A 26,538-nucleotide genomic window follows, 5' to 3' on the forward strand; every position below is an offset into this window, starting at 1 on the left:
CGTCCTGGTGGTCACGGCGCTCAGCGAGGGATCGAGGAGCCTCCGTCTACGGCCAGCGCGACGCCAGTGACGTACGACGCCCCCGGCGAGCAGAGCCAGACCGCCGCACTGGCTTGTTCCTCCGGTTCAGCTGCGCGCCCAAGGGGGATGGCGTCCACCACCCCCTGGAACTGCTCGGGCACCTCCTCGGCCCAGCCCTTGAGGGCGGCGGTCATGGTGGCCCCGGGACAGATGGCGTTCACCCTGATACCCGCCGGCGCCCCTTCGATGGCGCCCGTCTTCGTCAGGCCGATGACGCCCCACTTGCTGCTGCCATACGGGGAGAGGCCCCACGAACCGGACACTCCCGCAGTGGAGGCAGTGTTGACGATGGCGCCGCCACCCTCCTGTGCCTTCATCTGGCGCATCTGATGCTTCATCCCGTACATCACGCCGATGAGGTTGACGGCGAGGATGCGCTCCCAGTCGGCGCCAACCTGGTCGGTGATCGGTTGCGTCTGGGTCGAGACGCCGGCGTTGTTATGGGCGAAGTCCAGCCTCCCCCAAAGCGCAACCCCCTTCTTGACCAGCGCCTCGGCATCGGCCTCGCTAGCGGCGTTGCCATGCAGATACTCGGCCGTGCCCCCTGCCTCGCGGATGAGGCGTACCGTCTCCCGGCCCGCCTCGTCGTTGACGTCCGAAACCAGGACATTGGCCCCAACCGCCGCGAAAGCCATGGCGCTCGCGCGCCCGATGCCGTCACCCGAAGCGGTGACCAGGCCGCTCTTGCCTTGCATGGAAGTCATGATGAAACCTCCTTGCTCCATGGTAAGGCCGCGTTTGCAGTTTGCGGGTTGCGTTCGGCCTGGGGCATGACGCTTGCCGTGGCTGGCCCCCTACGACCGCTTCGGTACAGTAGGCGCGTTGTGGAAGACGACCCGCTGAGGCACGGATACTTCCTACCGTTGGGGGAGGGAAGGTTCGGCGCCACCCCTCACGTCGGTGGCGCTTGGTTCGCGGATGAACAGCACATCGCACCCATGTTGGGGCTGCTTACGCATCTGGTGGAGGTCGACCGAGACGAGCGGCGCGGCGACGGTCTCGTGGTCGCCCGTTTGTCGTTCGACATCCTCGGCCGCGTCGGAATGGAGGACGTCACGACCCGGGTGGGTGTCGTGAGGCCCGGGCGGAACGTCGAGTTGGTGGAAGCGGCCGCCTCGCAGCACGGCCGCGACGCGGTGATGCTGCGGGCGTGGCTGATGAAGCCGGGCCCGACGGAGGCGCTGGCGGCTACGCCCCTAAGCACCATCCCTGCGCCCGAGGACCTCGCCCCTTGGGATCCGACACGAGTGTGGCCGGGCGGACTGATCGACTCGATCGAAGTCCGGCGCCTGGAGCACGAGCCGGGTCGCGCCCAGTTCTGGATCCGGACCCCTGTACCACTGGTCGCGGGCACGCCCTCCAGCCGGCTTGCCTACGCTGCCGGCCTGCTGGATATCGCGAATGGCATGACGGTTCGCGCCGACCCGACCGAGGTGGCCTTCCCGAACGTCGACCTCACCGCGCACTTCTTCGCTGTCCCGGTCGGCGACTGGATAGGCTTCGATACCAGCGTCAGCTTCGGTGGCGGCGGTATCGGTGTGACCACCAGCATCATCCACGACCGACGCGGCCCGGTTGGCGCGATGTCGCAGATGTTGACGGTTCGGCCACTTAGCTGAGCGGCCGTCACTTGGGTGGGAAGGCCGCCCGTCAGAGTCTCCGTTATCTGAACGCCAGCGTCGGCTCCAACCTGTGCGGCTCCAGCGAGGCTCAGTGGTGCTTCTGGCGCCAAGCCCGCAGCACGGCCCGCCAAAGGAGACCAAGTACGAGAAGTCCGACGCCGACGAGCCAGATCTCCCGCTCCACGAAGAACGCGAGCGCCAGGCAACTCACCAGGCCGGCAGCCGACACCCAGCGCGGGTAGAAGCGCTCGTCAGGCGCGAGGGCAAGGGCGGCGAGATTGGTGATGGCGTAATAGACCAAGACGGCGAAGGCGCTGAAAGTCCACGTAGTGCGCACGTCGCCGATGGCAGCCAGGCCGGCGATGAGGACACCCACGGCGATCACGGCAGCCGTAGGACTAGTGCCCGTCGCGTCGAGACGGCCGAAGAGCGCCGGCACGTCGCGGCGGCGACCCATGGCCAACAGCACCCTGGAGAGGCCCAGGATGAGGTTCAGCAACACCCCCACCATGGCGGTGACGGCTCCCAAGGCCACGATCCTCGGGACGATGGGAAGACCGAAGCGCTGGGCAGCGACCTCGAGCGGCACCGCGCGGTTCCCCACGTCGCCGAGGGTCTCGCTACCGGCAGCGCCCACACCAACGAGCGCTACCAGGACGTAAACGACCATGACGACGACGAGCGCAGCGATGATGGCGCGCGGAATGGTGGTGCGCGGCTCCCGCACCTCCTCACCCAAGGTAGCGATGCGCCCGTAACCGGTAAACGCAACGAACATAAGGGCCGAGGCATACAGCAACGCCGAGGGAGCACCTCGCCCCGCCTCGGGCGCGAAGAACGGTGCGAGGTTCGCTGCCCCCTCGCGGAACAAGGTGGGCAGGCCGGCCAGGACGAACACCGCCAAGCTGGCGAGCGTGACTGTAACGACCAGGATGTTCGCCTGGTTCGAGCGGCGCATGCCGGCGAACACGAGCCACGTCAGCAGGCCCACCAGCCCCAGGGCGAGTGGCACCGACCAGGGGCCTCCCCCTACGCCCAAGAGGTTGAGGGCGTAACCCGCGAAGCCGAGCGCGGCGGTGGCGGCCGAGGCGCCTTTGGCGAGCAGGAAGGTCCAGCCGGCAAGGAATCCCAGTGTCGGGTTGAGGTAGCGGTAGCCATACGCGTAGGTGCCGCCCGACACGGGGTGGTTAGCGGCGAGCTGAGCACTGGAGAGGCCGTTGAAGGTGGCGACCAGCGCGCCGATGGCGACGGCCAGGACCACCGAGGGACCGGTGATGCCGGCCGCCACGCCGATGGAGACGAAAACCCCCGTGCCGATGATGCTGCCCAGACCCATCATGACGGCGCCGAAGGCGCCGACCTCACGGCGAAGCTCCCGCGGCGCCCCTCGTCTAGGCGTCATCGGCCTCACGCGCGTGCGAGCCGGTCGATATTTCGCCGTGGTCCGCACGAGTGGCGTTCAAGAAGCCCCGCGGCCACGCGTCAAGTGTCCCGTGCACAACCGGCGATTCGGGCCCCCGGCGCGATGGGGGGCACGAAGCTCGGCGGAGGCACCGATGAAGTCGCAGAACGGATGGCGGCAACGTGGGGGAAGAATACCCTCCCCGATTCCTTCGTCCGATGGTCCAGATCTCTGCGACGCCCCCACAACCAGGCGTGCCATGGCACTCAGCTTGAACGTCCTGGCCGACATAACGAGGGTCAAGCCTTACGACGGCCGCACTCTCGTGCTGGACGAGAATGCGGCCCAGCAATACCATCGGCCACCGAGTACCGCTCTGCACCTCTCGCGGAGAGTGATTTTGTAGCTCAGGAGACTTGACACGCTAACGCTCATGTTTTATATATCCGGTTAGCGGAAGCCGATGGGCTCACCGCAACAATCCACATCTAGGGAGGTTGCAGTATGACACTCGTCCGTAGGCAAGAACTCCGTCCGAGCGCCATGGGGAACTGGGATCTCACTAACGCCCGTCCCGTCACCAGCATTCTTGGCGACTTCGACCAGCTCTTCAACGAGTTGACCACGCCCCTGTTCAATCGCTCGCAGTGGGCAGAGGGATACCCGGTCGATCTCTTCGAAACTGGAGATGCGGTCGTCTTGGAGATGGCGGTTCCCGGCATCAGTGTGGATGATCTGGACATCAGCATCGAAGGTCGCCAGCTGAGCATCCGTGGCGCACTCCCCACCGGGTCAAGCGAGGAACGTCGCTACTGGCTGCAGAGCATCCCGCGGGGCGAGTTCCAACGGACCGTCACCCTTCCAGCCAGCGTCGAGATCGATAAGGTGAACGCGCAGGTACAGGGTGGCCTTCTGGTCTTGACCATGCCCAAGGTGGCGGCCGCCAAGGCACGCAAGATCCCCATCAGCACGAACTGAAGCCAGGGGTCTTCGCCAGGGCGTGAGGGATGTTTTTCCTCACGCCCCTCTTCTAATGAATTGCGGGGCGAACGATGAGCCTCGACACGGTAGTAGGTGGTCGGCATGGCGGAACTGGCAGACGACATCGATGTCACGCTGTTGGCGTTGGTGAGCTACCTCCAGCGCCGCATCTTCCTGTTGGAGGGGAAGACGGTGCAACAGGCCGAACGCTTGACTCGCAGGGTTGTGGCGCTGGCCTACCGGATGGCGTTCGGAGAGAAGATCACGGACCTGACGAGCGACTCGATCGACCGTGCGGCCGACGGCCTACTCGCTGCCATCAACGTTCTGGACGATCTCATTGCAGAAGAGGAGCGCGAGGAGGTTCGGCGAACGTCGGCACTCGGCAATGGCGGCGCAGTGCCCGAGTCTGACTGACACCGGACCAAACGGGTGGCTAAGCGGCCCGCGCCTACCTCCTCGACCAGGCCCCCGCCATGGCGCGCCCGTAGGCAGCGGCACGGTCGGCGCCTTCCCTGGCCATTCGGGCTGCTTCCTTGCAATCGTTTGGGTATTGCTGGCAATGGATCACCTGGCCGTAGTACTGCGCGGTCTCGTCCGGGCTGGCTTGGTCGCCAGTGGTGGTGCGGTAAAGGTCGATGAAGTACTGCCGTATCTGGGCGAGAACCTGGTTGGAGTAGGCCTCCGATTGGTCGATCTGCTGCTGCAGCCCGGCTATTTGTTCATCAAGCTCCTGCAACATCGCAGCCATACCCTGGTCGGTCTGCCGGATCATGCCTGCTAGGACCGGGTCGCCGTAGCCCATGATCATGCCGGTAGCGTAGTAGTCCGATCCGCCCATGATGGGGTCGTAGTAGCCCACTCCCGGCGTGCCCTGTTGGTAGCCCTGATAACCGTAAGGGTCGGCGTACATCGGCATGCTGACATCGTAACCGTAAGGGTAGCCATACGGATATCCATATGAGTCACCATATGGATATCCGTACTGGGCAGTAGCACTACCGAGTAGCACTGCTACAGCAACGACCACCGCGCCTAACAGTAGTTTCACGCTGTAACGCCTCTCTGCTTAGCGCGCACCAGGAGCGCCGGCGAGTTCGAGATAGTAAGTGTTGTCCCCGAGGTAGAGGTAAACCGTAGTCCCGTCGCGATCGGCCCAGAACTCGTATGGTTGGCCGTTGGCCATCAACTCTCCATGCAGCGTTTCATCGTCCAAGTGGGCCTGGAACTGGTACTGCTGACCTCCGTCTTGGATGTACCCGCTGTAGCCACCCTGACCGCCCTGCACCACGAGCATGGTAGCGCCCGCATTGCCGACGAAGGTGCCGTTCCAGTCCGGCTGCCCCGCAAACCCTGCACCGGGCGCTCCTGGAGGCATCGTGCCGGGCATGCCGCCAGGCATCTGAGCAGGCTGCTGGCCGGGAAAACCACCGGGCATCTGAGCGGGTTGCTGACCGGGAAACCCACCAGGCATCTGAGCAGGCTGCTGGCCAGGGAACCCACCAGGCATCTGAGCCGGCTGCTGACCGGGAAACCCACCGGGTGCCTGCGGGGGCATTCCGCCAGGCATCTGTCCAGGCATTCCACCGGGAACCTGACCCGGCATTTGGCCGGGAAAGCCGCCCGGAGCCTGCGCCGGAACTTGACCAGGCATACCGCCCGGAACCTGTCCAGGGATACCGCCGGGAGCCTGAGGCGGCATCCCACCCATGCCGCCACCGCCCATCGCACCCTGTCGGTTAAGGACTAACAGTGGCGAAACGGGCGTGGGCTGATTGTTGGCGTCGGCCTGATAGAACATCAGCTGCATGGTCTGGCCGTCGGCGCTAAGTTGGGCCTGAAAACCGAGAGGGCCCTGCTGTGAATCAGCCACGCCGTAAGCACCCGTGCCACTCGCTTGCCCCTGAAGTTGATACTGCCCGGTCTGGCCCGTGATGAAACCCGACAACGAACCGTCCTGGTTCTGTTGGATTGCGACGCTCATCTCGCCGCCTGTTGAGACGAACGTGCCGGAGAACGACTGTGCCGCCACGATCCCAAGCAACGTAGCTACGAGCACCGACAACGAACTGACCACCAGCCTGCGCATAAGAACCTCCATCGGCCTCGAGCGTAGAACTGGTGGACTTAAACCCGACTTAATTGGGCAAGGAGTGGTTCGGCAGCGCCACTACTGGCTTGGGCTGTGCCCGAGAGCGCGGGCAAACTCAGATGCCCGCTCGAGCGCGCAGCCGGCGGATCTCGGGCGTGGGCCGCATCTCATGCCGCAGGGGTTAGTTGTCCGTGGGCATGACGACGCGGTCCACGCGCTAGGCATGCGCAAGAGGTTGTTGATCCCGTCGCCCTGGATTCCCTTCTGGTCGTTGCTGTGGGCCGTGTTGCTTGCCGGGCTCCGCCCGCCCGGGCAAGACCTGTACCGGCTGCTTATTAGGACCGAGCGTCCACCTGCTGGATCCGGAGCATGTTCCCAGCCGGGTCGCGCACGGCGCAGTCACGCAGTCCGTACGGTTGATCGGTGGGCTCCTGCACGACCTCTGCGCCGCGCGCCACGAGCAACTCGAACGTTCCGTCTAAGTCGGTGGTGGCAAGATTAACGCCGAAGTAGCTCCCTTTGGCCATGAGCTCCAAGATGGTGCGGCGCTCATCGTCGGTCAGGTCGGGCAGCGCCATGGGTGGGTGGAGGACGATGGCGGTATCGGGCTGGCCGACCGGCCCCACCGTGATCCAACGCATGCCGCCGTAGCCAACGTCGTTGCGAACCTCGAACCCGAGCGTGTCGCGGTAGAAGGCCACCGCGGCGTCGGGGTCGTCCTGCGGCAGGAAGCTCGAATGAATGGTCAAGTTCATGCCGTCATTCTAGTGCTGCGTTACGCGCCGGCGCTTCTCGATTCCTGACCACTTGCCTGCCGGCCCTGCGGACCGCCCGAGACGCCGGGCGGCTCACCCTCTTGGCTACGCAGGCCGGCATGCCGGCCGTTGCCAACTCCTGCTGCTCCCGGTACACGCTCGGCGGCATGCCCACCAGCTCTGTGAACTTGGTGCTGAAGGAGCCTAGGGACGAACACCCGACCTCGAAACATACATCCGTGACGCTGAGGTCACTTCCTCGCAACAACGCCATGGCACGCTCGATACGCCGCGTCATCAGGTAGCTGTATGGCGACTCGCCGTAAGCCAGCTTGAAGCAGCGGCTCAGGTGTCCTGCCGACATGTTCACGCCCCGCGCCAGTTCCTCGACGCTTAGAGGCAGAGCGAACTCGCGGTCCATGCGATCGCGCACGCGGCGCAGCCGCACGAGCTCGCTTCGCTCACGTGGCGAAAGTTGATGCTGGGACGCGCCGGGCATGAGCCGATGATGCCACACCGCGATAGCCAAAGTGACAAACGCGGCCCGGACGCTGGAGGGACGGGCTTTCGATCCAATAGCGTGCATCACTCAAGGTGGATTGGGCATGCTGCGCGGGTCTTCCCGTTAGACGCTGGTGCGGATTACGCCAGATAGCCCTTGGCTCCGCGGCGCGGAGCGTCGCGTACGCCCGCGAGCCGAGCCCGCCGGGCGGCGTCCGGCCCGTCGGACGTCATGGGAGGCATTACGAGGTCGAACCCGACGCATGTGCTGCCCTCGGGATCGAGACTCCATCCCACCAGGCCTCGCGCTTCCTAGCAGCGTGTGTGCATACCCTTGCGGGCCCGGTTCGCCCCTGAGCTGATTCCAGGGTGTCCTTTCTGGTGGTAAGCGGTGGCGAGCTTGGATCGGAGTTGGCGGCCGGAATCACGTGAAAACGCCGTCCCCAACGAACTTCTGGGTGGTAGAATACTCGTGTTGAAACGCTTCGGTGATTACGATCCCGAACAGCCGTACCTGCTGCCGCCCTCTCCAACCGACTGGTTGCCTGAAGATCACCTGGCGTTCTTTGTGCATGAGCTCGTTGGGCTTCTGGAGCTGAGTGGCATCTACGCTGATTACGCGCCGGAGGTGGGCGGCCGCCCGCCGCTGGAGCCCCGCGTGATGGTGGCGGTGTGGATCTACGCTTACGCGGTCGGGGTGCGCTCCAGCCGCAAGGTGCAGGCCGCCCTCGTCGAGGATGTGGCCTTCCGGTTCCTGTCCGGCAACCAGCAACCGGCGTACTGGGCGCTGAACCGCTTCCGCACCCGGCACCGCGAAGCGTTAGCTGACCTGTTCGCGCAGAGCGTGCGCTTAGCCGTGAGAGCGGGCTTGGTGAAGCTCGGCCACGTCGCCATCGACGGCAGCAAGCTGCAGGCGAACGCCAGTAAGAACAAGGCCATGAGTTACGCCCGCATGCAAGCCGAGGAACAGCGCTTACGACAGGAGATCAGCGACTACCTCGGCGAGTGCGACGACGTCGACCCGGCCGAGGACGACCAGTTCGGTGGGCATGACGGGCGCAGCCTGCCCGAGCACCTGAAGCGCTTCAGCAATCGGCTGGCCGCCATCTGCTAAGCCAAGCGGGAACTCGAGGGGGAAGCGAAAGCGGCTGAAGCACAACGGCTGGAGGGCAAACGTAAGGAGGCCGAAGCGGCCGGCAAAGCCTACCAGCCGCGCAAGGTCGCGGATGAGGTCGCGCCGGTGGGTAAGGCGCAACGCAACTTCACCGATCTCGAGTCACGCATCATGCTGAGCGGCAAGACCATCATCCAGGGTTACAACACCCAGATAGCCGTTGATGCCGCCAACCAGGTCATTCTCGCCACCAGCTTGACGAATCAGGCGGCGCCCACCACCCACCTGCCAGGCCTACTGACAGACATTCACAAGCACACTGAACTGCCCTGGGTTTCGTAGAGGCTCCGTTCTCACGCGAAAGGAGAGAATGGAGCATGCGATTGAAGTACGACCAGGAAACCAGGGAGCGGGTCATCCGGGTGTTCTACGAGCGCCGCGAAGCAGAGCCGCAGGAGGCTGCCAGGGCGTCCTTGCGGCACCTGAGCGATCTTGTCGGCGTGCCGCCCGATACGATCCGCGGCTGGGTCGATAGGGCGCGCGTTGACGCGAAAGAGAAGCCGGGCGTGACGACGGCCGAGCGCGAGGAGATCAAGGTGCTGCGCAAGGAAGTCGCGGAGCTGAGGCGGGCGAACGAGATTCTGAAGACCGCTTCGGCGTTTTTCGCGGCGGCGGAGCTCGACCGCAAACTCAAGTAGTCGTCGCTTACATCGACGCGTACAAGGCGCGCTTCGGGGTCGAGCCGATCTGTGAGATCCTCAACGAGATGGAGATCCAGATCGCCCCCAGCACGTACTACGCGGCCATCAAGCGCCCACCTTCAGCGCGAGCCCTATCCGACGAGCGCCTGGTGCCGCTGGTGCGGCAGGTGCACGCCGCCAACTACTCCTGTTACGGGGTCAGGAAGATGTGGCACGCTTTGAACCGCTTGCAGCACGCTCTGGGACGTGATCAGGTGGCGCGCCTCATGAAGATGGCTGGGGTGCGGGGCCGCTCGCGGCTCAGGCGCGTGATCACCACCAAACGCGCAGCGGGCCGTGAGCGCTATCCCGACCTGGTGCGGCGCGAATGGGATAACGGCGCGCCGGATATCGTGTGGGTCGCTGATTTCACGCACGTCAGGACCAGCGAGGGAACCGTGTACGTGTCGTTCCTGCAGGACGCCGGCAGTCGGCGCATCCTGGGTTTCACCATCGCCAGCAGCCAGAGCGAGGATCTCGTCCTGAAGGCGGTGGATCAGGCGGTGACCGCGAGGCGCCGCTTCGATTCGCAGTTCACCGGCGAGGGCGTCATCCATCATTCCGACGCTGGCAGCCAATACACCAGCTTGGCGTTCAGCCAGAAGCTCCTCGATCACGGCATCGCCGGCTCCATCGGCCGGGTTGGAACTGCCTATGACAACGCGCTCATGGAGAGCACCATCGGCCTGTACAAGACCGAACTGATTCATGCCGAACGCCGCACTTGGGCTTCCCGGCAGGAGGTAGAGACGGCGACGGCGGCGTGGGTGAACTGGTTCAACCGGCAACGGTTGCACTCAGCCCTCGATTACCTCAGCCCCATCGAGTTCGAGGAAGATTACAATCACCGGCAGGACCTGCTGAGGCAGGCTGCGTGAGTAAAGAGTCTCCATCAAACCCAGTACAGTTCACACGGTCGTTACCGGCAAGAGGTCAGCGCTGACGCCGGTTACTACAACGACACGAACATAAGAGCCATCGAGGACGCCGGCGCTACCGCGCTGGTAGCGCCGGGACGCATCAAGCACAACGAGTGGCGCAACCAGAAGGCACCCCGGGGGCAGAAACCCAAGAACCTCACCCGCCGGCAGGAGATGAAGCGGTTCTTGTCGACCAAGGCCGGTAAAGCCAAGTACCGGCTGCGGCAGGTCAAAGCCGAACCCGTCTACGGGCAGATCAAGTCCGGTAGGAGCTTAAGACAGGTGCTGCACCGCGGCCTGGAGAAGAACCGCTGCCTGTGGAACTTCGATGCGGCGGTTCACAACCTCCTGAAGATCTTCAGGCACGCGCCGCACGCTATCAGCAAGCCCATCAGAGCCTGAGTACAGGCCGCCCATCTCGGGCCCGCCCGAACCCGCCAACCAGCAGAACCGGACGCCGCCACGGCGCGCACCAATAGAATCCAGGACGGGAACAGCTACGCGAGCGCCGAACCACTATGCACACAGGCTGCTAGGATCCTGAGGGGATGGTGGTTCATAACCCCTCATCCTTTCTGTAATACAATAATGTCATGACTTCACGCGAGACGATCAAGGGGATTCCCGTTACGGAAGAGCAGATTGCCGGATGGGTGTCCGAGGCCGAGGCGGGCTATGACGTTACGGCCCTGAAGAAGCGGGGCCGTGGTCGGCCTGGGCGCGGTGCGCAACCATCTCAGGTTGTCGCAATTAGGTTCACGCCTGAGGAGCTTGACGAGCTAGATGCTCGAGCTGAGAGCGAGGGGACTACCCGTTCTGAAGTGATCCGCGAAGCTCTTTTCTCGGCCAGGTGAAGCTACACCCGGCGGCGCTGAAGCACGGAATCAGTCCGGAGGATACGTTGCAGGCTGCCGGCTGGCCGCTGTGGATTGAAGACCTGGATGAGGATAGTCCCGCCCGGCAACTTCGGCTTGGTTTCGACACGAAAGGGCGACTGCTGGAAACAGTGGTCCTCGTTTTCGACAGCGGTAACGAGTTGGTGATTCACCCGATGAAAGCACGGCCTCAGATGCTTGACTTACTGCCGTGAATTACCCGGGTCAGAACGGGCTCGTGCGAGTACGGCCAAGTACTGGAGGGGCATTTGTTCTGGCTGCCATCGGAGTGAGTCTTGAAACGAGTTCCAGATCGGACCGCCTGCATCTACCTGTGGCATTCCGGTCATTTTCGCTACACCCTTGGAGCGTGCCGGCGCGAAGGCGTTTCCGGGGCCCGGGATTGCTTCAAAAGCCGTCTCGTAATCTATGTCTCGTAAACCGGTCATCATTCAGGTTTCGTTACACCGGGCTTGGCTGCAAATTCGTCAGCGGGGTCGGGTCCAGGTTGAAGCCCGAGGAAGCCTTAACCTGGCGTGGGGACGGAGGGGCCAACGTGACTAAGCGGAAGAGCGACCACCCACAGACCGAGATGGAGATCACGCCTGAGACCCGCGAGCCGCTCGAGGAGTTCACTCAGGAGGAGATCGACAGCGGCGTGATCGCCACGGGCCGCCCGCCGGTGCAAGGGACAGTTGAGGGGATAGAAAAGGGTCTGTTCGAGGATCTTAAGGAGAGCATCCGGGAGGCCGGCGCCATCTTGCGGGGCGAGCGGGAGGCGGCGCGCAGGACTCGTCTCGGTGACGTTGGTGACGCGGCCCGAGAGGACCGCAGACGCGCGGGTAGTGCCGACTCGGACGAAGCCGACTTGTAGCGCGCTGAAGCCCAACGCGATACGAACTAGCGGGGGCGGCGGCCGCTAGCGACTCTGGCCATGCCGGCGCCCATGACCAGGCCGGCCCTTGTGTTGGCGGTGATGCAGGTCAAATCGTACGGGCGCGCGCACATGTTCCCGCGAGCGTATGTCGGCATGCGTTTCTTCCGTTGGGAGCGGCTGCTCGCGTGCGGGCTTCCTTCTGTGGCTGGTGAAGGTGGCATTTGTCCGCACGGCCGGCCGGTTGTAGTGGGGGTGCGGTGATGGGTGCGCAATCGTGGCCTTCATGATCAAACGTGTGGGGGTACTGGTTATCGTGCTGCTCGGCTCGTTGGCGTGCGCGCAGGGCGCGGAAGCAACGGTCCGGACGAAGTGCGCGGCTAAATGGCCGGGGGACGCGCAGATGCGGGCGTACTGCGAGCGCGTGGGGGCGCCTGGTGTGCGCGTGCGAACTGGAGTGGCGGAACGATTACAGCATGCAGGCGTACTGCGTTCGGCGCGCTCTCGACTGAGACCCGAGCGCATGCGTGCGCGGTAGCCGCTCGGTAGGCATCGATATACGCCGCATCAACCAGGTGCATGTCAATCTAAGGGCACAAGGGGAAGCAACACGGTTCTGCTCGCAGAACGGTCAACTACCAGAGAGGACCGAAGTGATGAGGGAAAAGGCAACGAGCATTGATGAGTATCTTGGTGGAATCAACCCTGCATTCCGACCGGAGCTCGAACGCATTCGTGCGCTCGTAACCGGGCTCGCGCCGAACGTCGAAGAAGCGATGAGTTATAGCATGCCGACACTGAAGTATAAGAACCGCGCATTGGTGTATTTCACCGCATCGAAAAAGCACATGAGTCTGTACCCTTCGTCCTGGGCGATCGAGGAGTTCAAGGACCGACTGGCGGATTACAAGACCTCTGAGCACGCGATTCAGTTCACGCTGGAGAAGCCACTGCCCGGCGAACTGATCGAGGACCTCGTACGGTTCCACATACGCGAGATCGACGCCGACCGGAAATAACTGATCACCACGTAGCCTTCTATTGAGAAACGTGGTGAACCCCACCTCAGACGACATCGTCTATCTTGGAGTGAACCTCTCTGTTACTCGAACTGCGCTCGCGTTCATCGAGGCCCGCAATCTACTAATGGCAGACCTCGGCGACTTCACGCACGATCCCGTTCTCACGCTTGAAGCCTCACCCCTTGCAGCTACTCTACGTCGTTCACGACGCTGAGCACGAGGACGGTGCTTTTCAGTCGCGAGCGCTCGAGGGCGACCCGGCCGGTTAGTGATCTTCTTTCGTCGGGCTGGCGTTCGACAACGCATAGGCACTTTGGGGTGTTGCCGGAATCGTGTTGTGTGCCTGACGCGGTTCTTGGGGTTGGTTGGGGCTTCGGGGAGGACGCTGATGGCGATGCGGTCGACGATGAGGTGGAGTCCGGCGACGACGCCTATGCTGGCTTGCGTAAGCGTGGCTACAGCAAGGACAGCCGCAGCGATTTGGCGCAGGCGGTGCTCGGTTTCGCCGTGACCAGGGATGGCATTCCCGTGCGGTGTTGGGTGTGGCCCGGCAACACGGTGGACGTGAGCGTCGTTGAGGAAGTGAAGCGTGACCTGAACGACTGGAAGCTGGGCAGGGTCATGATGGTGATGGACACGGGTTTCAACAGCACCGAGAACCGCCGCACCCTGCAGGGCGCTGGCGACGCTTTCATCCTGGGCGAGAAGATGCGCTTAGGGAGAGACGTCACCCTGCCCCAGGCCCTGACTAGAGCCGGACGTTACAAGACCCTGGCTAACGGCCTCAAGGTCGAGGAGGTCATCATCAACCAGGGCAGCGTCGCCAGCCGGCGCTTCGTGGTGGTGCATAACCCGGAGCAAGCCGAACGCGAGCGGGCAAGCGAGCCGACATCATCGCCGAGGCGGAGCGCAGCTTGGCCGCGCTGGGTGACCTGAGCGGCAAGAGTCACACCAAGGCGGTTTGCGACCTTAAGGCGCACAAGGTGTTCGGGCGTTACCTGCGGGAACTCAAGAGCGGCGCCCTGAAGCTCGACAAGGCCAAGATCGATGCCGAAGCGAAGGTGGATGGGAAGTACCTGATCAGCACCAGCGACGAGCACCTATCCGTTGAGGACGTGCTGCTGGGTTACAAGCAGCTTGACGAGATCGAGAGAGTGAACCGCGACCTGAAGCACACGGTGGATGTGAGACCCGTGTACCACCGCAGGAGCGACCGCATTAAAGCGCACGTGCTGTTGCGTTGGCTGGCGCTGCTGCTTATAAGGATCGCGGAGAGCGAATCCGGCGAAAGTCGGCATCAGCTCAAGAAGCTCTTTCGGCCATTGTTGGTGGCTGAACACGCCACCCAGCACGGAGTCATCAGCCAAACGAACAAGCTCACGATTGAGCAGAAGCGCGTGCTGGACAGGCTTGACCTGAAGACCCCGAAGCATTACCTGGAGACCTCGACCCCCAAGAAAGCCTGAAACAGCATAGGCACACCAGCGTTCGGATCGCCGAGCGCGATTCTTGCGCCGGTGACGGCCTTACTCGTGCTTTTCTGTAGCTAGGCGCTGTCGAACGCCAGCCAGCGCGACTCCGCTGGGATTCTCCAAAGAGCTGGATATCCCCCATACATATCCCCAGAGCGCGCCTAGCCTGTTAGTCACAGATGTGGGGAAAAGAAAGAACCCCGTCCAAGACGGGGTTTCTCGTGGTGGGTCGTGTAGGGCTCGAACCTACGACCCGCTGATTAAGAGTCAGCTGCTCTACCAGCTGAGCTAACGACCCACGCCGCTCGCCGTGCGAACGCGCTCGCTAGTCTACGAAAGAGCTGGCGCCGCGGTCAACCGATCACGACCGCGCAACACGGTCGCCCACGGCAGAAACCTCAGAGCAAGGGACGAATGGACGGCGAACACCTAGCACGGCAGGGCACGCCGTGTCGGACGCGGTCATTGCTCGGCCCGCCTGCGAATCTCGTTGTAGACGGCCGCCAACCGGCCGTACAGGTCCAACGGCGCGTTGCCTTGGGCCAAGAACTCCTCCAGTCGCTCGCACAGCTTGACCAGTTCTGACAAGGCCAATAGCTCGAGCCTCGGACTTCCCGGGTCCGGCAAGGCTTCTCCCTGGTTCGTGATCGGCACGGGTCTCCTCCTCGCGCCGAATGTAATGCGTCGTGACTTAATCCTGGCTTAACTGCCGGGGTCGACACCGGCACTCGTATACTCGTTGGCAATGCAACCCAGCTAGGGAGACGAATGTTCGACGTAAGACCAGCGACGAACCCGCTTCTCCTTCGGCGTGAGCGACTGCTGGAGCGCCTTCCAGATAGGCCCGGCCACGTCGTTTGGCTCGAGGCGCCTTACGGGTACGGCAAGAGCGTCTTGGCCGCCCAGTGGGCGCAGACGCTCGAGGACGAGGGATGGCGGGTCGTGTGGCTGTCCTTGGCGGGCCGCGAGCCCAAGCCAACTATCGCGCAGGCTCTCGAGCTACCCGCCAACGCCCCTTGGGGCGTGATCATCGATGAGCTCTGGCGTTGTCAGACCCTTCTCGTGCTCGAGGATCTGGACGGCAGCGAGGACCTCTCCTTGGTGTTGGGCCAAGTTGGGGGGCTCATCCTCCTTGCGAGCAGGCAGTCGCTGCCGTATCCGGGGCTGTTGCGGCTTCGAACCGAACGGCGCCTCACCCAGTTGAGCTCCGACCAATTGGCGTTCACCAAGCAGGAGGCCGCCGAGCTGTTCTCGGACACGCCAGGCGGCGACGAGGCCTGGCGCCTTACCCACGGTTGGTCGCTGCCCCTGCACTTCGCGGCCTTGACGGGCGACCTACCGCAGCACGCTAGCCTGCTCGAAGGCGTCAGGCGCAGCGTCAGCGACCGCGCATGGCGCGAGCTTCTCTTCCTCGCCACCGTGGAAGTGCTTCCTAAGTCGGCCGCCGTCGCGGCCACCGGCGACCTCGTGCGGTCCGGGTTCTTGCAGAACCTCGAGGGCGGCTACAGGCTCCACCCTTTGATGGCCGAGAGTGTCCTTGGCTCGCACCGGGAGCGCGCGGTGGCGGAACTCGCGACCCAGGCCGGGCGCCTCGAACCTGCCGTTCGCGCGGCCGCTTTCGAACGAGTGGGTGATGTTGACGGCCTCGCACAGTTGCTGGCAAGCGGCGAGGGAGGGTTGTATCAGAGCGCGCCGGAGGAGTTCTTGCGTTGGGAAACCGCAACGCCGAGCGACAACGGCCTCCAGCGGCGCGCGCACGTAACCATCGCGCGGCTCGTCCTCAACCAGTTCGAGCCCGCGGCAGCCGATGCCCTTGAGCTCGTGGCGGAAGAGGGTCTTCCGACGAGGCTACGCGCTCGGCTCGTCTCCAACGCCATCTCTAGGCTAGCGGCCGCGAAACGCTTAGAAGTGGCCGCAGCCTTCGAGAAGAAGGCCTACGAGCTGCTGAACGACATCGAGCCGCTAGAGGCTGCTTCCATGCTGCGGAACCTGGCGACTCTCGATTTCGTGCGCGGCGACTTCGCTCAGATGGAGGCTCGGCTGCGTGCCGGTCTCGGTTTCCTGGCGAACAGCGAGGCCGGTCAGGCGACGACGAATGTGGAGTTCAGGCTGCGCGCCAACCTGAACCTCCTGGCCTGGGAGGTTCGCGGGGAGATCGATGAACCATTGGCCTCCCAGCTGGAACTCCTGTCACGGCCGGACCTGGACGACACCGCCAATGTGATGTTGCGGCAGAACCTCGCTGTCAGTTACGCGCTCAAGGGCGAGGAGGACAAGGCCCTCGAGCAACTGCGGATTGCGAGCGGCAGTGCCTCGACCTACTCGCGGCTTCTCTTGCGCCAGATGACCGCCTACTTCGAGGGCGACCTACAAGCCTTCCCCGGCCTGCTTACGGCGGCGCGGCGCTGGGAGACCTTCGAGATGAGCGAGCGAGTCAGCGCCCTGTGGCTGCGCGCCCTGAGGCGCGCGGGCGACCCCGTCACTGCCTTCGACCTCCTAGACGTCCTCGAGATCGGTCCATTCACGAAACTCGAGCTGGTCTGGGCGGAGGTGAACAGGGGCGGCCTGGAGCGCGCCCGTCAGCTCGTCGCCGAGACCCGCGGCGCCTACCCGTACCGTGAGTTCCAACTCCACTGGCACGCCGCCAACTACCTGGTAGAGCGCACGCCGGAGGCGCTCGAGGCCCTGTTCGCCCTGACGCGCAACGGCACCGACGCGCTGCGGTACACGATGGTGCCGCTCTCGACGTTGCCGCAAGACCGCCCGGAGCTGTCCGTCGGTTACCCGCTCGAACAAGTGCTGGCGGCCGGCTGGGAGGCGGCGGTGAAGCTGCGCCTGGCCGAGATCCCGCCGCTCGAGGTGCGCCTGCTGGGTGAGGTGCGCGTGACCAGGATGGGTGAGGATCTGCAGCTCACCGATCGCCAGCGCGAGCTCATCACGCTCCTGGCCCTAGGTGCGACCAGGGAGGCGATCGGCGAGGAGATGTGGCCCGAGGCCGACGTCAAGAAGCAGCGCAACAACCTCGGGGTCCAGCTGAACCTCCTTCGCAAGCTGCTCGAACCCTGGGGGGTCACCACGTTCCTTGGCGAGAGGAGCCTCAGGCACTTCCGGACCGACCTCCAGGAGCTCGAAGACGCCATAGACGCCGCCGATGCCCCGCGGGTACTGAACATGTATGAAGAACCGCTCGCCCCGGGCGTGGAGGTCGGCCTCGTAGCCGATCAGCGCTACGACCTCCGCGAACGCGTCGTGCAGGCGCTACTCTCTGCCGCACTCACGACCGCGAACGACGGCGCGCTGAGTTACCTCAAACGTGTCATGGAACTGGAGCCCCTCCACGAGGAGGCGCTTCAGGCCCTGCTCGTCATCCTTCAGGGCATGGGCAGGCGCGGGGAAGCCCTGAAACAGTTCCGGAGGTTCGAGGAGCAGTTGAACCAGGAGACCGGTCTGGCTCCCCACCCCAAGACGGTCTCACTGGCATCTTCCGGTTGACCTGGCACCTACTGCACTTCGGAGTATGGCGTGAAGGTCCCGTCCACCTCGATCTGGTACCACGTGTTCTGGCTCGGATCGAAGACCAGGGGGAGGCCGGCGGGGGTCTGGTAGTAGGTGCCCTGACTGGGAGCGAACGGCAAGTAGTAACTCGTGCCGGTGTTCGGGTCGCCGTACTCCCCGACCCCCTGAATGGCGCCACGCACGTAAGCGTCGTGGGAGGCCTGTTGGGAGTCCTGCATGCTCATCCAAGCACCGAAGGACTGATCGTTGGCGGCGGACTGGGCCTGGACGCCGGCCATGAAGGCATCGAAGTTCCCTTGCTGCGCCTCCATGCTGGCCTTGGAGCCCTGGGCGGCTAGCTGGCAGTCGAGCGGGTATCGCTGGCAATGGATGTACTTGCCCCACTCGAGAGCGTAAGCGTCGGGCGAGCTCATGTCACCGGTGGTAGTGCGGTAGAGGTCGATGAAGTACTTGTTGTACTGCGCTATCTGGGCATCGATCTGCTGTCCCATCTGGTCCATCTGCCCCATGTAGTAGTTCTGCCCGGCCAACAAGTCGGCCATGATCTGGCCCACTTCGCCTGCGGCGTTCCCGCCGTAACTCGGATAGAACCCCTGGCCCGCGGGGTAACCGTAGCTCATACCCAGATTCGGATCGTACTGGTACCCCTCCGTGGGCGGTACGTACGGGTACCCCATCGGATAACCCATGGGGTAGCCGTACGGGTATGACTGCGCGGTGGCCGCTGTGAGCAGTAACGCGGCCACTATGGCCCTCGAGACCTCGAGTGTGCGCCCGGCGAGCCCCATGATTCTCAGAGGCCGCCCGCGAACTGCAATTCGTACTCGCTGTCTCCAACGTAGAGGATGGCCCCGGGGCCAACCCGGTCCGCCCAGAACTCGTACTGGTAGCCTTCGGCCATGAAGGCTCCATGCAGCGTCTGCTCATCGAGGTGGGCCTGGAACTGGTACTGCTGGCCCTGGTACTGCAGGTAACCCGTGTACGCTCCCTGCGAGCCCTGGACCATGAGGCTTATGCCGGAAGTATTGCCCACGAACCGCCCGTTCCAATCGGTGGGCGCTTGCGGTGCCGTGGCACCGGGCCCCTGAGGGTAAACGGGCGGGTAAACAGGCTGCTGACCACCCGGCGCCTGCGGGAAACCAGGCTGCTGACCAATCGGTGCTTGCGGGTAACCGGGTTGCTGACCACCCGGCATCTGCGGGTAACCGGATTGCTGACCACCCGGCATCTGCGGGTAACCGGGCTGCTGACCAATCGGTGCTTGCGGGTAACCGGGCTGCTGACCACCCGGCATCTGCGGGTAACCGGACGGCTGCCCGCCCGGCATCTGCGGCGGGGGCGTGTTCGTGGGCACGGCCCCTGCCGGCGGCGGCGGCCAGCCGGCCATTCCATCCGGACCCGGAACTCCCCCGGCAGCACCCCCCGGGTTGCCGCCAGCCTGACGCCGAAGCGTAAGTGCCTGACCCTGACCAACGGGCTGCCCGTTGGCATCCATCTGGTAGAAGGCCAGCTGCAGAGTCTGCCCGTCCTGGCTCAGTTGCCCCTGAAACCCTAGAATGCCCTGCTGCGACTGGACCACGCCGGCAGCGAACAGTTGCTGCGTGTTCCCTTGCAGGGGCCACTGGCCGCTGGGGCCTACGAGCACGCCCTGCAGGGAGCCGTCCGGTGCCTGCTGCAGGTTGATCGTCACGCCGTTGGCCGGATCGGCGAAGCTGCCACTGAACTGCTGGGCGAGGGCCACCTGAACGAGCAGTAACGCCACCATGGATGCGTACCTGAACACGGTCTCCTCCTTAGCTGGCGGCAGATTAGAGGGCGGCACATTAATTCTGATTTAACCCGGTCGAAGGGGGCGGAGACCAAGTTCCCCAGGTGATCAGAGGCCTGCTGCGTTCGGCGGGATTTCTCGGGAGGGCGTAGCGACACCGCATGGCATGCGCCCTCGAGGCGATAATGGCCTATGGTCGTCGGCGCACATACCCACCCCCTTTCGGCAGCAACCGAAGTAGCCCCGCACAGCGAGTCAGACAAGGAGCGGTTCGCGGAATGACCGCCCCTCCGCTCTTCCGCGAAGCCGACTGCGACGTGGCCATCGTGGGTGGCGGCATCGTCGGTCTCGCCACGGCCCTCGCCCTGACCGACGAGCGTCCCAACCTCCGCGTTGTCATCTTGGAGAAGGAGAACGAGGTCGGCCGGCATCAGACGGGGCACAACAGCGGCGTCGTCCACTCGGGCATCTACTACCAACCCGGCTCGTTGAAGGCCTCCCTGTGCCGTCAGGGCGTGGGGCTCATGCACGAGTTCTGCCTGCTTCACGACCTGCCCTTCGAAGAGTGTGGCAAGGTCATCGTGGCCACCAACGAGGCCGAATTGGCGCCGCTGCAGACGCTGTACGAGCAGGGCGTCGCCAACGGCGTGCCCGACCTGCGCCTTCTGGGTCCCGACGAACTCCGCGAGATCGAACCGAACGTGGTCGGTCTAAAGGCGATCCTCTCGCCAACCACCGCCATCACCGACTATGGCGCCGTGGCGCGAAAGCTGCGCGAGGTGCTCGAAGGGCGCGGCGTAACCGTCATCACCGGGGCGAAGGTGGCGGCCATCGACGCCGCCGGGCCCAGGGTGACGTTGCGGGGCCCGGGGCTCGAAGTGAGGGCGCGCTTCATGGTGAACTGCGCCGGGCTCTACTCGGACGAGATCGCCCGCAAGAGCGGGCTGCAGCCGGACCTTCGCATCGTGCCCTTCCGGGGTGAGTACTACCTGATCAGGGCCGAGCGCCAAGGCCTCGTGCGAAACCTCGTTTACCCCGTGCCCGACCCTGCCATGCCCTTCCTCGGCGTTCACTACACGCGGACGGTGACCGGCGAGACGGAGGCGGGACCGAACGCCGTTCTGGCCCTGGCACGCGAGGGTTACGCGCTCACGACGTTCGACCTGGACGAGACGGCTCGCACGCTGGGGTTCGGTGGGTTCTGGAGGCTGGCTGCGAAGTACTGGAAGGTCGGCGCCTTCGAGTACTACCGGTCCATGAGCAAGGCGGCCTTCGTGAGGTCGCTCCAGAAGCTCGTGCCTATAATCACCGCCGACGACCTGATACCCGGCCACGCGGGCGTGCGGGCCCAGGCCGTGGACTCTCACGGCCGCCTGGTCGACGACTTCGCCTTCTTGGAAACGGAGAACGCCTTACACGTGCTGAACGCGCCCTCACCCGCCGCCACGGCGTCCCTCGCGATCGGCAAGCACGTCGCCGAGCGGATACCACTGGCCACCGGCTAGTGCGTCGGGCACCATTGGCCCGCACCCCGTGAATAACGTGACCTGCGCGACCTGCGCCAGGGGCCGATGATGAGCCCAGGAGGCGCGGTTGCGGCCGATGCCATCGTCGTGGGCGCCGGACTCGCGGGCCTGGTGGCAGCCGTAGAGCTGAGCGGGCGCGGCCACAGGGTCATCATCCTCGACCAGGAGCCCGAGCAGTCACTCGGCGGTCAGGCGTTCTGGTCGTTCGGCGGCCTCTTCTTGGTCAACTCACCCGAGCAGCGGCGGCTGGGCATCCGCGACTCGTATGAACTCGCCTGGAACGACTGGCTGGGCTCCGCCGGCTTCAGCGGCGCCCAGGACGAGTGGCCGCGCAAGTGGGCCGAGGCGTACGTGGCCTTCGCTGCGGGCGAGAAACGCTCGTGGCTCAGGGGCTTGGGCGTGAGCTTCTTCCCGGTGGTCGCCTGGGCCGAGCGGGGCGGCGCCCTGGCAACCGGTCACGGCAACTCGGTGCCGCGCTTTCACATCACGTGGGGCACCGGGCCGGGCCTGCTGGAGCCGTTCGTTGGGCGCCTGCGAGAGGCCGAGGCGAAGGGCCTCGTCACCTTCAAGTTCCGCCACCGGGTGTCCGCCCTCACCCTGCAAGCGGGGGCCGTGACCGGGGTCCAGGGGGAGGTGCTCGAGCCGAGCGCCGCAGAGCGCGGTCGGCCCAGCTCACGCAAGGCCGTTGGCGGCTTCGAGTTCCACGCGCCCATCACGATCGTCACGTCGGGCGGCATCGGCGGGAATCCTGAGCTGGTGCGAGAGCGCTGGCCCGCGCGGCTCGGCACGCCGCCCGAGGAGATGCTCTCCGGCGTGCCGCCGCACGTTGACGGGCGCATGCTCGGCATCACGGCGGAAGTCGGCGGCAACGTCATCAACGCGGACCGCATGTGGCATTACACCGAGGGAGTGCAGAACCACAGTCCTGTGTGGCCGCGGCACGGCATCAGAATCCTGCCGGGCCCGTCGTCGTTGTGGCTCGACGCCGCGGGCAACCGACTGCCGCCACCCCTCTTCCCCGGCTTCGACACCCTGGCCACTCTGGCGCATATCCGCGCTACCGGATTCGATCACACCTGGTTCGTGCTCACGCGCAAGATCGTCGAGCGCGAGTTCGCGCTCTCGGGTTCGGAGCAGAACCCGGACCTGACCGGCCGCTCCATGCGCCTCCTCGCCAAGCGCGTCCTCCCAGGGGCGCCTGGGCCCGTCCAGGCCTTCGTTGACCGTGGGCCCGACTTCGTGAGGGCCGACAACCTCTCCGAACTCGTCCGAAAGATGAACGCCCTGACGGGCAAAGACCTGCTCGACCCCGCCCGAGTGGAGCGGGAGGTGCGGGCGCGCGACGGGCAGCTGGCCAACGCCTTCGCCAAGGACGCTCAAATTACCGCCATGCGCGGCGCCCGCGCTTACCTACCGGATCGCCTGATCCGCGTGGCGAGGCCCCACCGCCTGGAGAGCGCGGCGGCCGGACCGCTCATCGCGGTACGGCTCCGGGTGTTGACCCGCAAGACGCTCGGCGGGCTCGAGACCGACCTGGCCGGTCGTGTATTGAACGGGAGCCCGGAGCCGATCCAGGGCCTGTACGCGGCCGGCGAAGTAGCCGGCTTCGGCGGCGGCGGGATGCACGGCCACCGCGCGCTGGAAGGCACTTTCTTGGGTGGCTGCCTCTTCTCCGGACTCAGGGCGGGCCGGGCGGCCGCCGAGGCCCTGACCTGACCGGCCACCATCCGAACCCCGGCAGGGTCAGCCGCGCAACGGGCTCAGTCTCGGGCCGACCCACCGGGAGCGCCCGACTTCATCGTCGCACCACGGTTCGGACCCGCCGCGTCATGCCAGCCGTTGTGGACGGCCGCGCCACCCTCGACGGCGCGTTTGAAGCTCTCCAGGTCGGCCTCCAAGCGTGCATTGACCACGCCCAGGGCAGCGCCGACGTTCTCCACCAGGCCTTCCGGCTCGTACTCGACGTGCATGTGAACCCTGGTCCTGCCCTCGTCGAGCTTGTCGAACGTGACCTCGCCCTCGTTCTTGGCGCCCGACGTGCTCTCCCACTTGATCTTGTCGCTGGGCGAGAGTTCGGTCACCTTGGCGTCCCACTCGAGCTCGTGACCCGTCACCTCGGCCCGCCAGTGGAGCGTGTCGTCACCGGTGCGCCTCACTTCCTCGACGCCTTCCATGAAGCTCGGGTAGCGCTCGAAGTCGCTGAAGAGCATGAAGGCCTCGGAGATGTGAACGTTCACGTCTACCGAACCATCGAAGCTAGCCATATGGCCCTCCTTCTCACGCCACCGATGCTAGGGCGCGCCGGCGTGTGAACCATATGGCTCGGCTGAGAAACCCTTACGCGGGAACGAGTAGGAGCACCAGCAACATGCCGACCTGAGCGCCGACGATCCAACCGGGGACGCCGAAAGCGCTGAGCACCAGGCTCGGGAGCGCGGCAAGGATGGCGGCGACGATCTGAGCCTCCCAGCGTGAAGCGCCGCTTCCGCTCCAGGACGCATACTTCTCCAGGGCCAGCAACACGACCAGCACGAGGGTCGCGGCCCCTAGAAGCTCGCCTAAGCCCACGCCCAGATAGGTGACCACGGGCACGGCCAACACGAGGAACAGCAGCGCGCCGGGTGTCACGCGGCCAAGCGTGCGCTCGGCCGGCTCTACGGGAAGCACGCCCACGGCGAACTCGGGGCCCAGCAGAACACTGCCGGCGCGGGCGATCAACAACGCGGCAAGTAAGACGCCGAGCGCCCCGCTAAGCAACCCGGCGCCCCCCGGAACACCGCCGCCGCCAACGCCGCCGGCAGCGTCTCCGGCCGCGGACCCCAGTGCGGCCGCCCCACCGTTGACCAAGATGGCGGCGCTGGCGGCGGTGAGCGTGATGAGCAGGGCGAACGCCATCCGTAGGGGCGGCCTGCGCCACAGGTCGGTGGCCGTGCGCCAGGCGATGGCGCGCCATTGCGGCGCGTTCGCCGGCACCAGGGGCAGTGAACGCCGCGGTTTGGTGGCCCCCGGGGTGTCGTGAAGGGCGGCCAACAGGCGCCGCTTCTCTCCGCCGTCCGCCGCCGCCTGACGCACGAAGCCGGCGACACCCGCCATCAGCTGCATGGTGCGCATGGCCTGAAGTTGCGTGAGGACGAGGCTCTGAGAGGCGAACCTGGGCGGCCAGTACTCGGCCAGCGAGCGCCGCGCCCACGTCAGGGCCAGGACTGCCAGCAGGGCCGGGCCAACGAGAACGACGGGCGACGGGCTCAACAGGGCGTCAGCCAGGCCGTAGGGCACTACCGCGAGGCCCGCCCCGACGAGGGCTACCACCCAACCCTGATAGCCGACGCCGTCCGTCGAGCGCGCGTAGCGCAGCCAGGAACCCGAGAACCGCGCGACGAACACCAAGGCCAGGGCCGGCGCGGCCCAAGGCGCGCTTACTCCGAACAGCGGCGGCGCTATCGCCGTCCACAGGAGGCCCAAGACGGCCCCCAAGGCAGCTGCGCCCCCCGCGCGCACCATGAAGCGCCACCTGAGCGCCGACCACGGCTCCACCGGCGCAACGCCCAACCGGTGGAGGTCGCGCCGATCGAGGATGACCGGGGGCACCTTGCCGGCCAGCGCCAGGCCGAGAAAGAACAGCGCGAGACCCACCATCAATACTGTGCGGGGGCTGCCGGCAGGCACGGCCAGCGGCGTGAGCGCCTCGAGGCCCGCCACCACGAACACTACGATCCAGCCGATCAGGTAGAGGATCGTCCACCACCCGACGGCCCGGCCCACCCACTCCCGGTACGCGTGGAACGCGCGGACGACCGTGCGGCGGCGCAGGTATACGACTGCGCGGTTCACGCTTCGAGGTGCCCGTCTTGCAGCGCCAAGCGCCGCGCCTCCAACAAGGACTCGAGCTCGCGCTGGTGGCCCGTCAGCAAGACCGTGCCGCCCGCCCTCGCTCTTTGTTGCAGGCCGGCTGCCAGCATCTCCTGGCTGGCCAGGTCGAGGCCATTGAAGGGCTCGTCGAGGATCGTGAGCGGCAACTCGAGCCCCAACGCCAGCGACAGGGCGAGCTTCTGGCGCATGCCCCGCGAGTGCGTGCCCGGGAACTCGTCCAACTTGCTCGTGAGACCGAAACGCTCGAGCCACTCGAGCGTCTTAGCGTCCGCCTCTGGCCGGCCGTACAGGATGGCCGTGAACCGGACGTGCTCGCGCAAAGTGAGGTCCTCGTAGAGCGCCGGGTCGTCCGGTGAAAAGACGAACTTCGACCTGGCTGTCATGCCGCGGTTCGGACGGCCGAAGATGGCGACGTCGCCCGTATGCGGCAGCAGGCCCACCACGGCGCGGATGAGAGTGCTCTTGCCCGCGCCGTTCGGCCCCACCAACAGCGCGACCTCGCCGGCCGCCAGCGTGAACGACACGTCCTCGAGCACGCTTACGCCGCCCAGGCGCACATTCAGTTCGGTGACGACGAGCGGCGCAGCGACGGTATCCGTGTCTGTGGCCATGTCCGCCAACTCTACCAGCCGGGCATGGAGCCTTCAGATCGCCATGCAGCCGAACGCCGGCGAGCAGGCGGGCACTGGCGGAACGCACGACCCCGTGACGCGCACACGCACGACCCCGTGACGCGGACGTGCACGCCGTAGTGACGTGGGCGTGCACGCCGCCGTGATGCACGCGCACCTGCGCCCAACGCTCAGGACCTACATTGAAGTCGGTTGTCGGCCCCGCGAGCGGCTGCCGTTGCTCGGCGACGAGCCCTACGCCCCGCTCCGCCGCGGCCGAGAGGGAGGCCGAGATGGACTCGACCAGAAGGACAGGGTCCCAGTCGCTATCGGGGCCGAACCAAGATGACGACGTTGAGGACACGGGCGCCACGTTCGACGACCCGAGCTTCCAAGGCGGGCCCGCCTACGACCCCACGCTGGACGACTTCGACGTCACCGGCATGCCGGACCCGTTTCCAGGGACGGCCGCCGCCACCCCCGATTACCTGGACGACAACGGCGAGGAGCCGACCGTGGACGACGACCCGCCCGAGGGCGACGGCGTAACCGATACGCCCCTCACGTGGGAGTACGAGGGCATCGCCATGCGCGACGAGTTGGCGCGCCGGCTCGGCGAGCTGATCGTGGACGTGCGGGAATGGGCCGAACTCGAGGACTCCGAGGAGGCCGACGACATCGCGAGCTCGTTGACCGACCTCTACGAGCGCCTGGGGGCCCCTAGCGAGTCGACCGACACCTAGCCGGAGCTGCGTTCCACACCAACCGTCTCATCCGAGTGTCGTAGATTTCTTAC

At 65.4% G+C, this 26,538-nt stretch carries 28 protein-coding genes, 1 tRNA gene, 1 pseudogene and 1 other annotated feature; of the genes and pseudogenes, 17 read left to right on the plus strand and 13 right to left on the minus strand.

Going from position 1 to position 26,538, the window contains the following annotated elements; genetic code table 11:
* Positions 1-20: 20 nt before the first annotated feature.
* Positions 21-785, minus strand: coding sequence for a glucose 1-dehydrogenase (locus ROY82_09695; protein MDT3682728.1), 765 nt, complete (start codon positions 783-785; stop codon positions 21-23).
* A gap of 120 nt (positions 786-905) precedes the next feature.
* Between ROY82_09695 and ROY82_09700 the strand changes: the two genes are divergently transcribed.
* Positions 906-1,700 (plus strand): thioesterase family protein, encoded by a 795-nt coding sequence (locus ROY82_09700; protein MDT3682729.1) that lies wholly within the window; start codon positions 906-908, stop codon positions 1,698-1,700.
* Between the two features lie 91 nt (positions 1,701-1,791).
* Here the strand turns inward: ROY82_09700 and ROY82_09705 are convergent, their stop codons facing one another.
* Positions 1,792-3,105, minus strand: a complete 1,314-nt coding sequence (locus ROY82_09705) for an APC family permease (GenBank protein MDT3682730.1) — start codon at positions 3,103-3,105, stop codon at positions 1,792-1,794.
* 504 nt (positions 3,106-3,609) lie between these two features.
* Between ROY82_09705 and ROY82_09710 the strand changes: the two genes are divergently transcribed.
* Positions 3,610-4,083: an Hsp20/alpha crystallin family protein gene (locus ROY82_09710; GenBank protein MDT3682731.1), complete on the plus strand. Its 474-nt coding sequence runs from the start codon at positions 3,610-3,612 to the stop codon at positions 4,081-4,083.
* A 105-nt stretch (positions 4,084-4,188) separates the two neighbouring features.
* A complete protein-coding gene (locus tag ROY82_09715; protein MDT3682732.1) occupies positions 4,189-4,503 on the plus strand; it encodes a hypothetical protein in 315 nt (104 codons plus the stop codon).
* Between the two features lie 34 nt (positions 4,504-4,537).
* Here the strand turns inward: ROY82_09715 and ROY82_09720 are convergent, their stop codons facing one another.
* The 4 genes from ROY82_09720 to ROY82_09735 form a co-directional block, all read right to left on the minus strand.
* On the minus strand, positions 4,538-5,005 hold the full coding sequence (locus ROY82_09720) for a hypothetical protein (GenBank protein ID MDT3682733.1): 468 nt from the start codon (positions 5,003-5,005) through the stop codon (positions 4,538-4,540).
* A 150-nt stretch (positions 5,006-5,155) separates the two neighbouring features.
* Positions 5,156-6,175, minus strand: coding sequence for a hypothetical protein (locus ROY82_09725; GenBank protein MDT3682734.1), 1,020 nt, complete (start codon positions 6,173-6,175; stop codon positions 5,156-5,158).
* Between the two features lie 338 nt (positions 6,176-6,513).
* Positions 6,514-6,933 (minus strand): VOC family protein, encoded by a 420-nt coding sequence (locus tag ROY82_09730; protein ID MDT3682735.1) that lies wholly within the window; start codon positions 6,931-6,933, stop codon positions 6,514-6,516.
* 4 nt (positions 6,934-6,937) lie between these two features.
* Entirely contained in the window at positions 6,938-7,432 is a 495-nt protein-coding gene (locus ROY82_09735) for a helix-turn-helix transcriptional regulator (GenBank protein MDT3682736.1), read from the minus strand.
* A gap of 477 nt (positions 7,433-7,909) precedes the next feature.
* Here ROY82_09735 and ROY82_09740 point away from each other — a divergent pair, with 477 nt between their 5' ends.
* From ROY82_09740 to ROY82_09785, 10 genes and pseudogenes are all read left to right on the plus strand, one after another.
* Complete coding sequence (locus ROY82_09740; GenBank protein MDT3682737.1) at positions 7,910-8,548, plus strand: transposase; 639 nt, start codon at positions 7,910-7,912, stop codon at positions 8,546-8,548.
* Positions 8,549-8,674: 126 nt separating this feature from the next.
* Positions 8,675-8,890, plus strand: coding sequence for a hypothetical protein (locus tag ROY82_09745; GenBank protein ID MDT3682738.1), 216 nt, complete (start codon positions 8,675-8,677; stop codon positions 8,888-8,890).
* A 35-nt stretch (positions 8,891-8,925) separates the two neighbouring features.
* Positions 8,926-10,166, plus strand: a protein-coding gene (locus ROY82_09750; GenBank protein ID MDT3682739.1) for an IS3 family transposase whose coding sequence is annotated in 2 segments (ribosomal slippage) — positions 8,926-9,214 and positions 9,214-10,166 — 1,242 coding nt in all. Because the reading frame shifts where the segments join, the coding sequence is not laid out codon by codon here.
* Positions 9,204-9,335, plus strand: a sequence feature (AL1L pseudoknot). It overlaps the preceding gene by 132 nt.
* Before the next feature lie 66 nt (positions 10,167-10,232).
* Positions 10,233-10,610, plus strand: a pseudogene (locus tag ROY82_09755) (transposase).
* Positions 10,611-10,801: 191 nt separating this feature from the next.
* Positions 10,802-11,062: a CopG family transcriptional regulator gene (locus ROY82_09760; protein ID MDT3682740.1), complete on the plus strand. Its 261-nt coding sequence runs from the start codon at positions 10,802-10,804 to the stop codon at positions 11,060-11,062.
* Positions 11,059-11,298: a hypothetical protein gene (locus ROY82_09765; protein MDT3682741.1), complete on the plus strand. Its 240-nt coding sequence runs from the start codon at positions 11,059-11,061 to the stop codon at positions 11,296-11,298. The genes ROY82_09760 and ROY82_09765 overlap by 4 nt, the downstream gene beginning before the upstream one ends.
* Positions 11,299-11,639: 341 nt before the next feature.
* The gene (locus ROY82_09770) at positions 11,640-11,957 is read left to right on the plus strand and encodes a hypothetical protein (GenBank protein ID MDT3682742.1); all 318 of its coding nucleotides are present in this window, start codon (positions 11,640-11,642) and stop codon (positions 11,955-11,957) included.
* Positions 11,958-12,484: 527 nt separating this feature from the next.
* Complete coding sequence (locus ROY82_09775; protein MDT3682743.1) at positions 12,485-12,976, plus strand: DUF1801 domain-containing protein; 492 nt, start codon at positions 12,485-12,487, stop codon at positions 12,974-12,976.
* A 342-nt stretch (positions 12,977-13,318) separates the two neighbouring features.
* Positions 13,319-13,915 (plus strand): hypothetical protein, encoded by a 597-nt coding sequence (locus ROY82_09780; protein ID MDT3682744.1) that lies wholly within the window; start codon positions 13,319-13,321, stop codon positions 13,913-13,915.
* Positions 13,894-14,445, plus strand: a complete 552-nt coding sequence (locus tag ROY82_09785) for a transposase (protein MDT3682745.1) — start codon at positions 13,894-13,896, stop codon at positions 14,443-14,445. Before ROY82_09780 ends, ROY82_09785 begins: the two co-directional genes overlap by 22 nt.
* 228 nt (positions 14,446-14,673) lie before the next feature.
* Here ROY82_09785 and ROY82_09790 read toward each other — a convergent pair.
* Positions 14,674-14,749 (minus strand) — tRNA-Lys (locus ROY82_09790).
* A 164-nt stretch (positions 14,750-14,913) separates the two neighbouring features.
* Positions 14,914-15,105 carry a hypothetical protein gene (locus ROY82_09795; protein ID MDT3682746.1) on the minus strand — a complete coding sequence of 64 codons (192 nt, stop codon included), beginning with the start codon at positions 15,103-15,105 and terminating at the stop codon, positions 14,914-14,916.
* A gap of 114 nt (positions 15,106-15,219) precedes the next feature.
* On the opposite strand from ROY82_09795, the gene ROY82_09800 reads away from it, so the two are divergent.
* On the plus strand, positions 15,220-17,943 hold the full coding sequence (locus ROY82_09800) for a BTAD domain-containing putative transcriptional regulator (protein MDT3682747.1): 2,724 nt from the start codon (positions 15,220-15,222) through the stop codon (positions 17,941-17,943).
* An 8-nt stretch (positions 17,944-17,951) separates the two neighbouring features.
* On the opposite strand, the gene ROY82_09805 is transcribed toward ROY82_09800, so the two are convergent.
* Both ROY82_09805 and ROY82_09810 read right to left on the minus strand, forming a co-directional pair.
* Positions 17,952-18,755, minus strand: a complete 804-nt coding sequence (locus ROY82_09805; protein ID MDT3682748.1) for a hypothetical protein — start codon at positions 18,753-18,755, stop codon at positions 17,952-17,954.
* A gap of 5 nt (positions 18,756-18,760) precedes the next feature.
* Positions 18,761-19,750, minus strand: coding sequence for a hypothetical protein (locus ROY82_09810; protein ID MDT3682749.1), 990 nt, complete (start codon positions 19,748-19,750; stop codon positions 18,761-18,763).
* Between the two features lie 263 nt (positions 19,751-20,013).
* Here ROY82_09810 and lhgO point away from each other — a divergent pair, with 263 nt between their 5' ends.
* Both lhgO and ROY82_09820 read left to right on the plus strand, forming a co-directional pair.
* Positions 20,014-21,240, plus strand: a complete 1,227-nt coding sequence (lhgO, locus tag ROY82_09815; protein ID MDT3682750.1) for an L-2-hydroxyglutarate oxidase — start codon at positions 20,014-20,016, stop codon at positions 21,238-21,240.
* 69 nt (positions 21,241-21,309) lie between these two features.
* Positions 21,310-22,977: an FAD-binding dehydrogenase gene (locus ROY82_09820; GenBank protein ID MDT3682751.1), complete on the plus strand. Its 1,668-nt coding sequence runs from the start codon at positions 21,310-21,312 to the stop codon at positions 22,975-22,977.
* Between the two features lie 44 nt (positions 22,978-23,021).
* On the opposite strand, the gene ROY82_09825 is transcribed toward ROY82_09820, so the two are convergent.
* The 3 genes from ROY82_09825 to ROY82_09835 all read right to left on the minus strand — a co-directional run bounded on the left by ROY82_09825 (position 23,022) and on the right by ROY82_09835 (position 25,742).
* Positions 23,022-23,525: an SRPBCC family protein gene (locus ROY82_09825; GenBank protein MDT3682752.1), complete on the minus strand. Its 504-nt coding sequence runs from the start codon at positions 23,523-23,525 to the stop codon at positions 23,022-23,024.
* A gap of 73 nt (positions 23,526-23,598) precedes the next feature.
* Entirely contained in the window at positions 23,599-25,092 is a 1,494-nt protein-coding gene (locus ROY82_09830; GenBank protein ID MDT3682753.1) for a hypothetical protein, read from the minus strand.
* Positions 25,089-25,742: an ABC transporter ATP-binding protein gene (locus ROY82_09835; protein ID MDT3682754.1), complete on the minus strand. Its 654-nt coding sequence runs from the start codon at positions 25,740-25,742 to the stop codon at positions 25,089-25,091. The genes ROY82_09830 and ROY82_09835 overlap by 4 nt, the downstream gene beginning before the upstream one ends.
* Positions 25,743-26,035: 293 nt before the next feature.
* Here ROY82_09835 and ROY82_09840 point away from each other — a divergent pair, with 293 nt between their 5' ends.
* A complete protein-coding gene (locus tag ROY82_09840; protein MDT3682755.1) occupies positions 26,036-26,485 on the plus strand; it encodes a hypothetical protein in 450 nt (149 codons plus the stop codon).
* Positions 26,486-26,538 lie beyond the last annotated feature (53 nt).

The sequence above is a fragment of the Truepera sp. genome (assembly GCA_032027045.1).
GTDB lineage: Bacteria > Deinococcota > Deinococci > Deinococcales > Trueperaceae > JAAYYF01.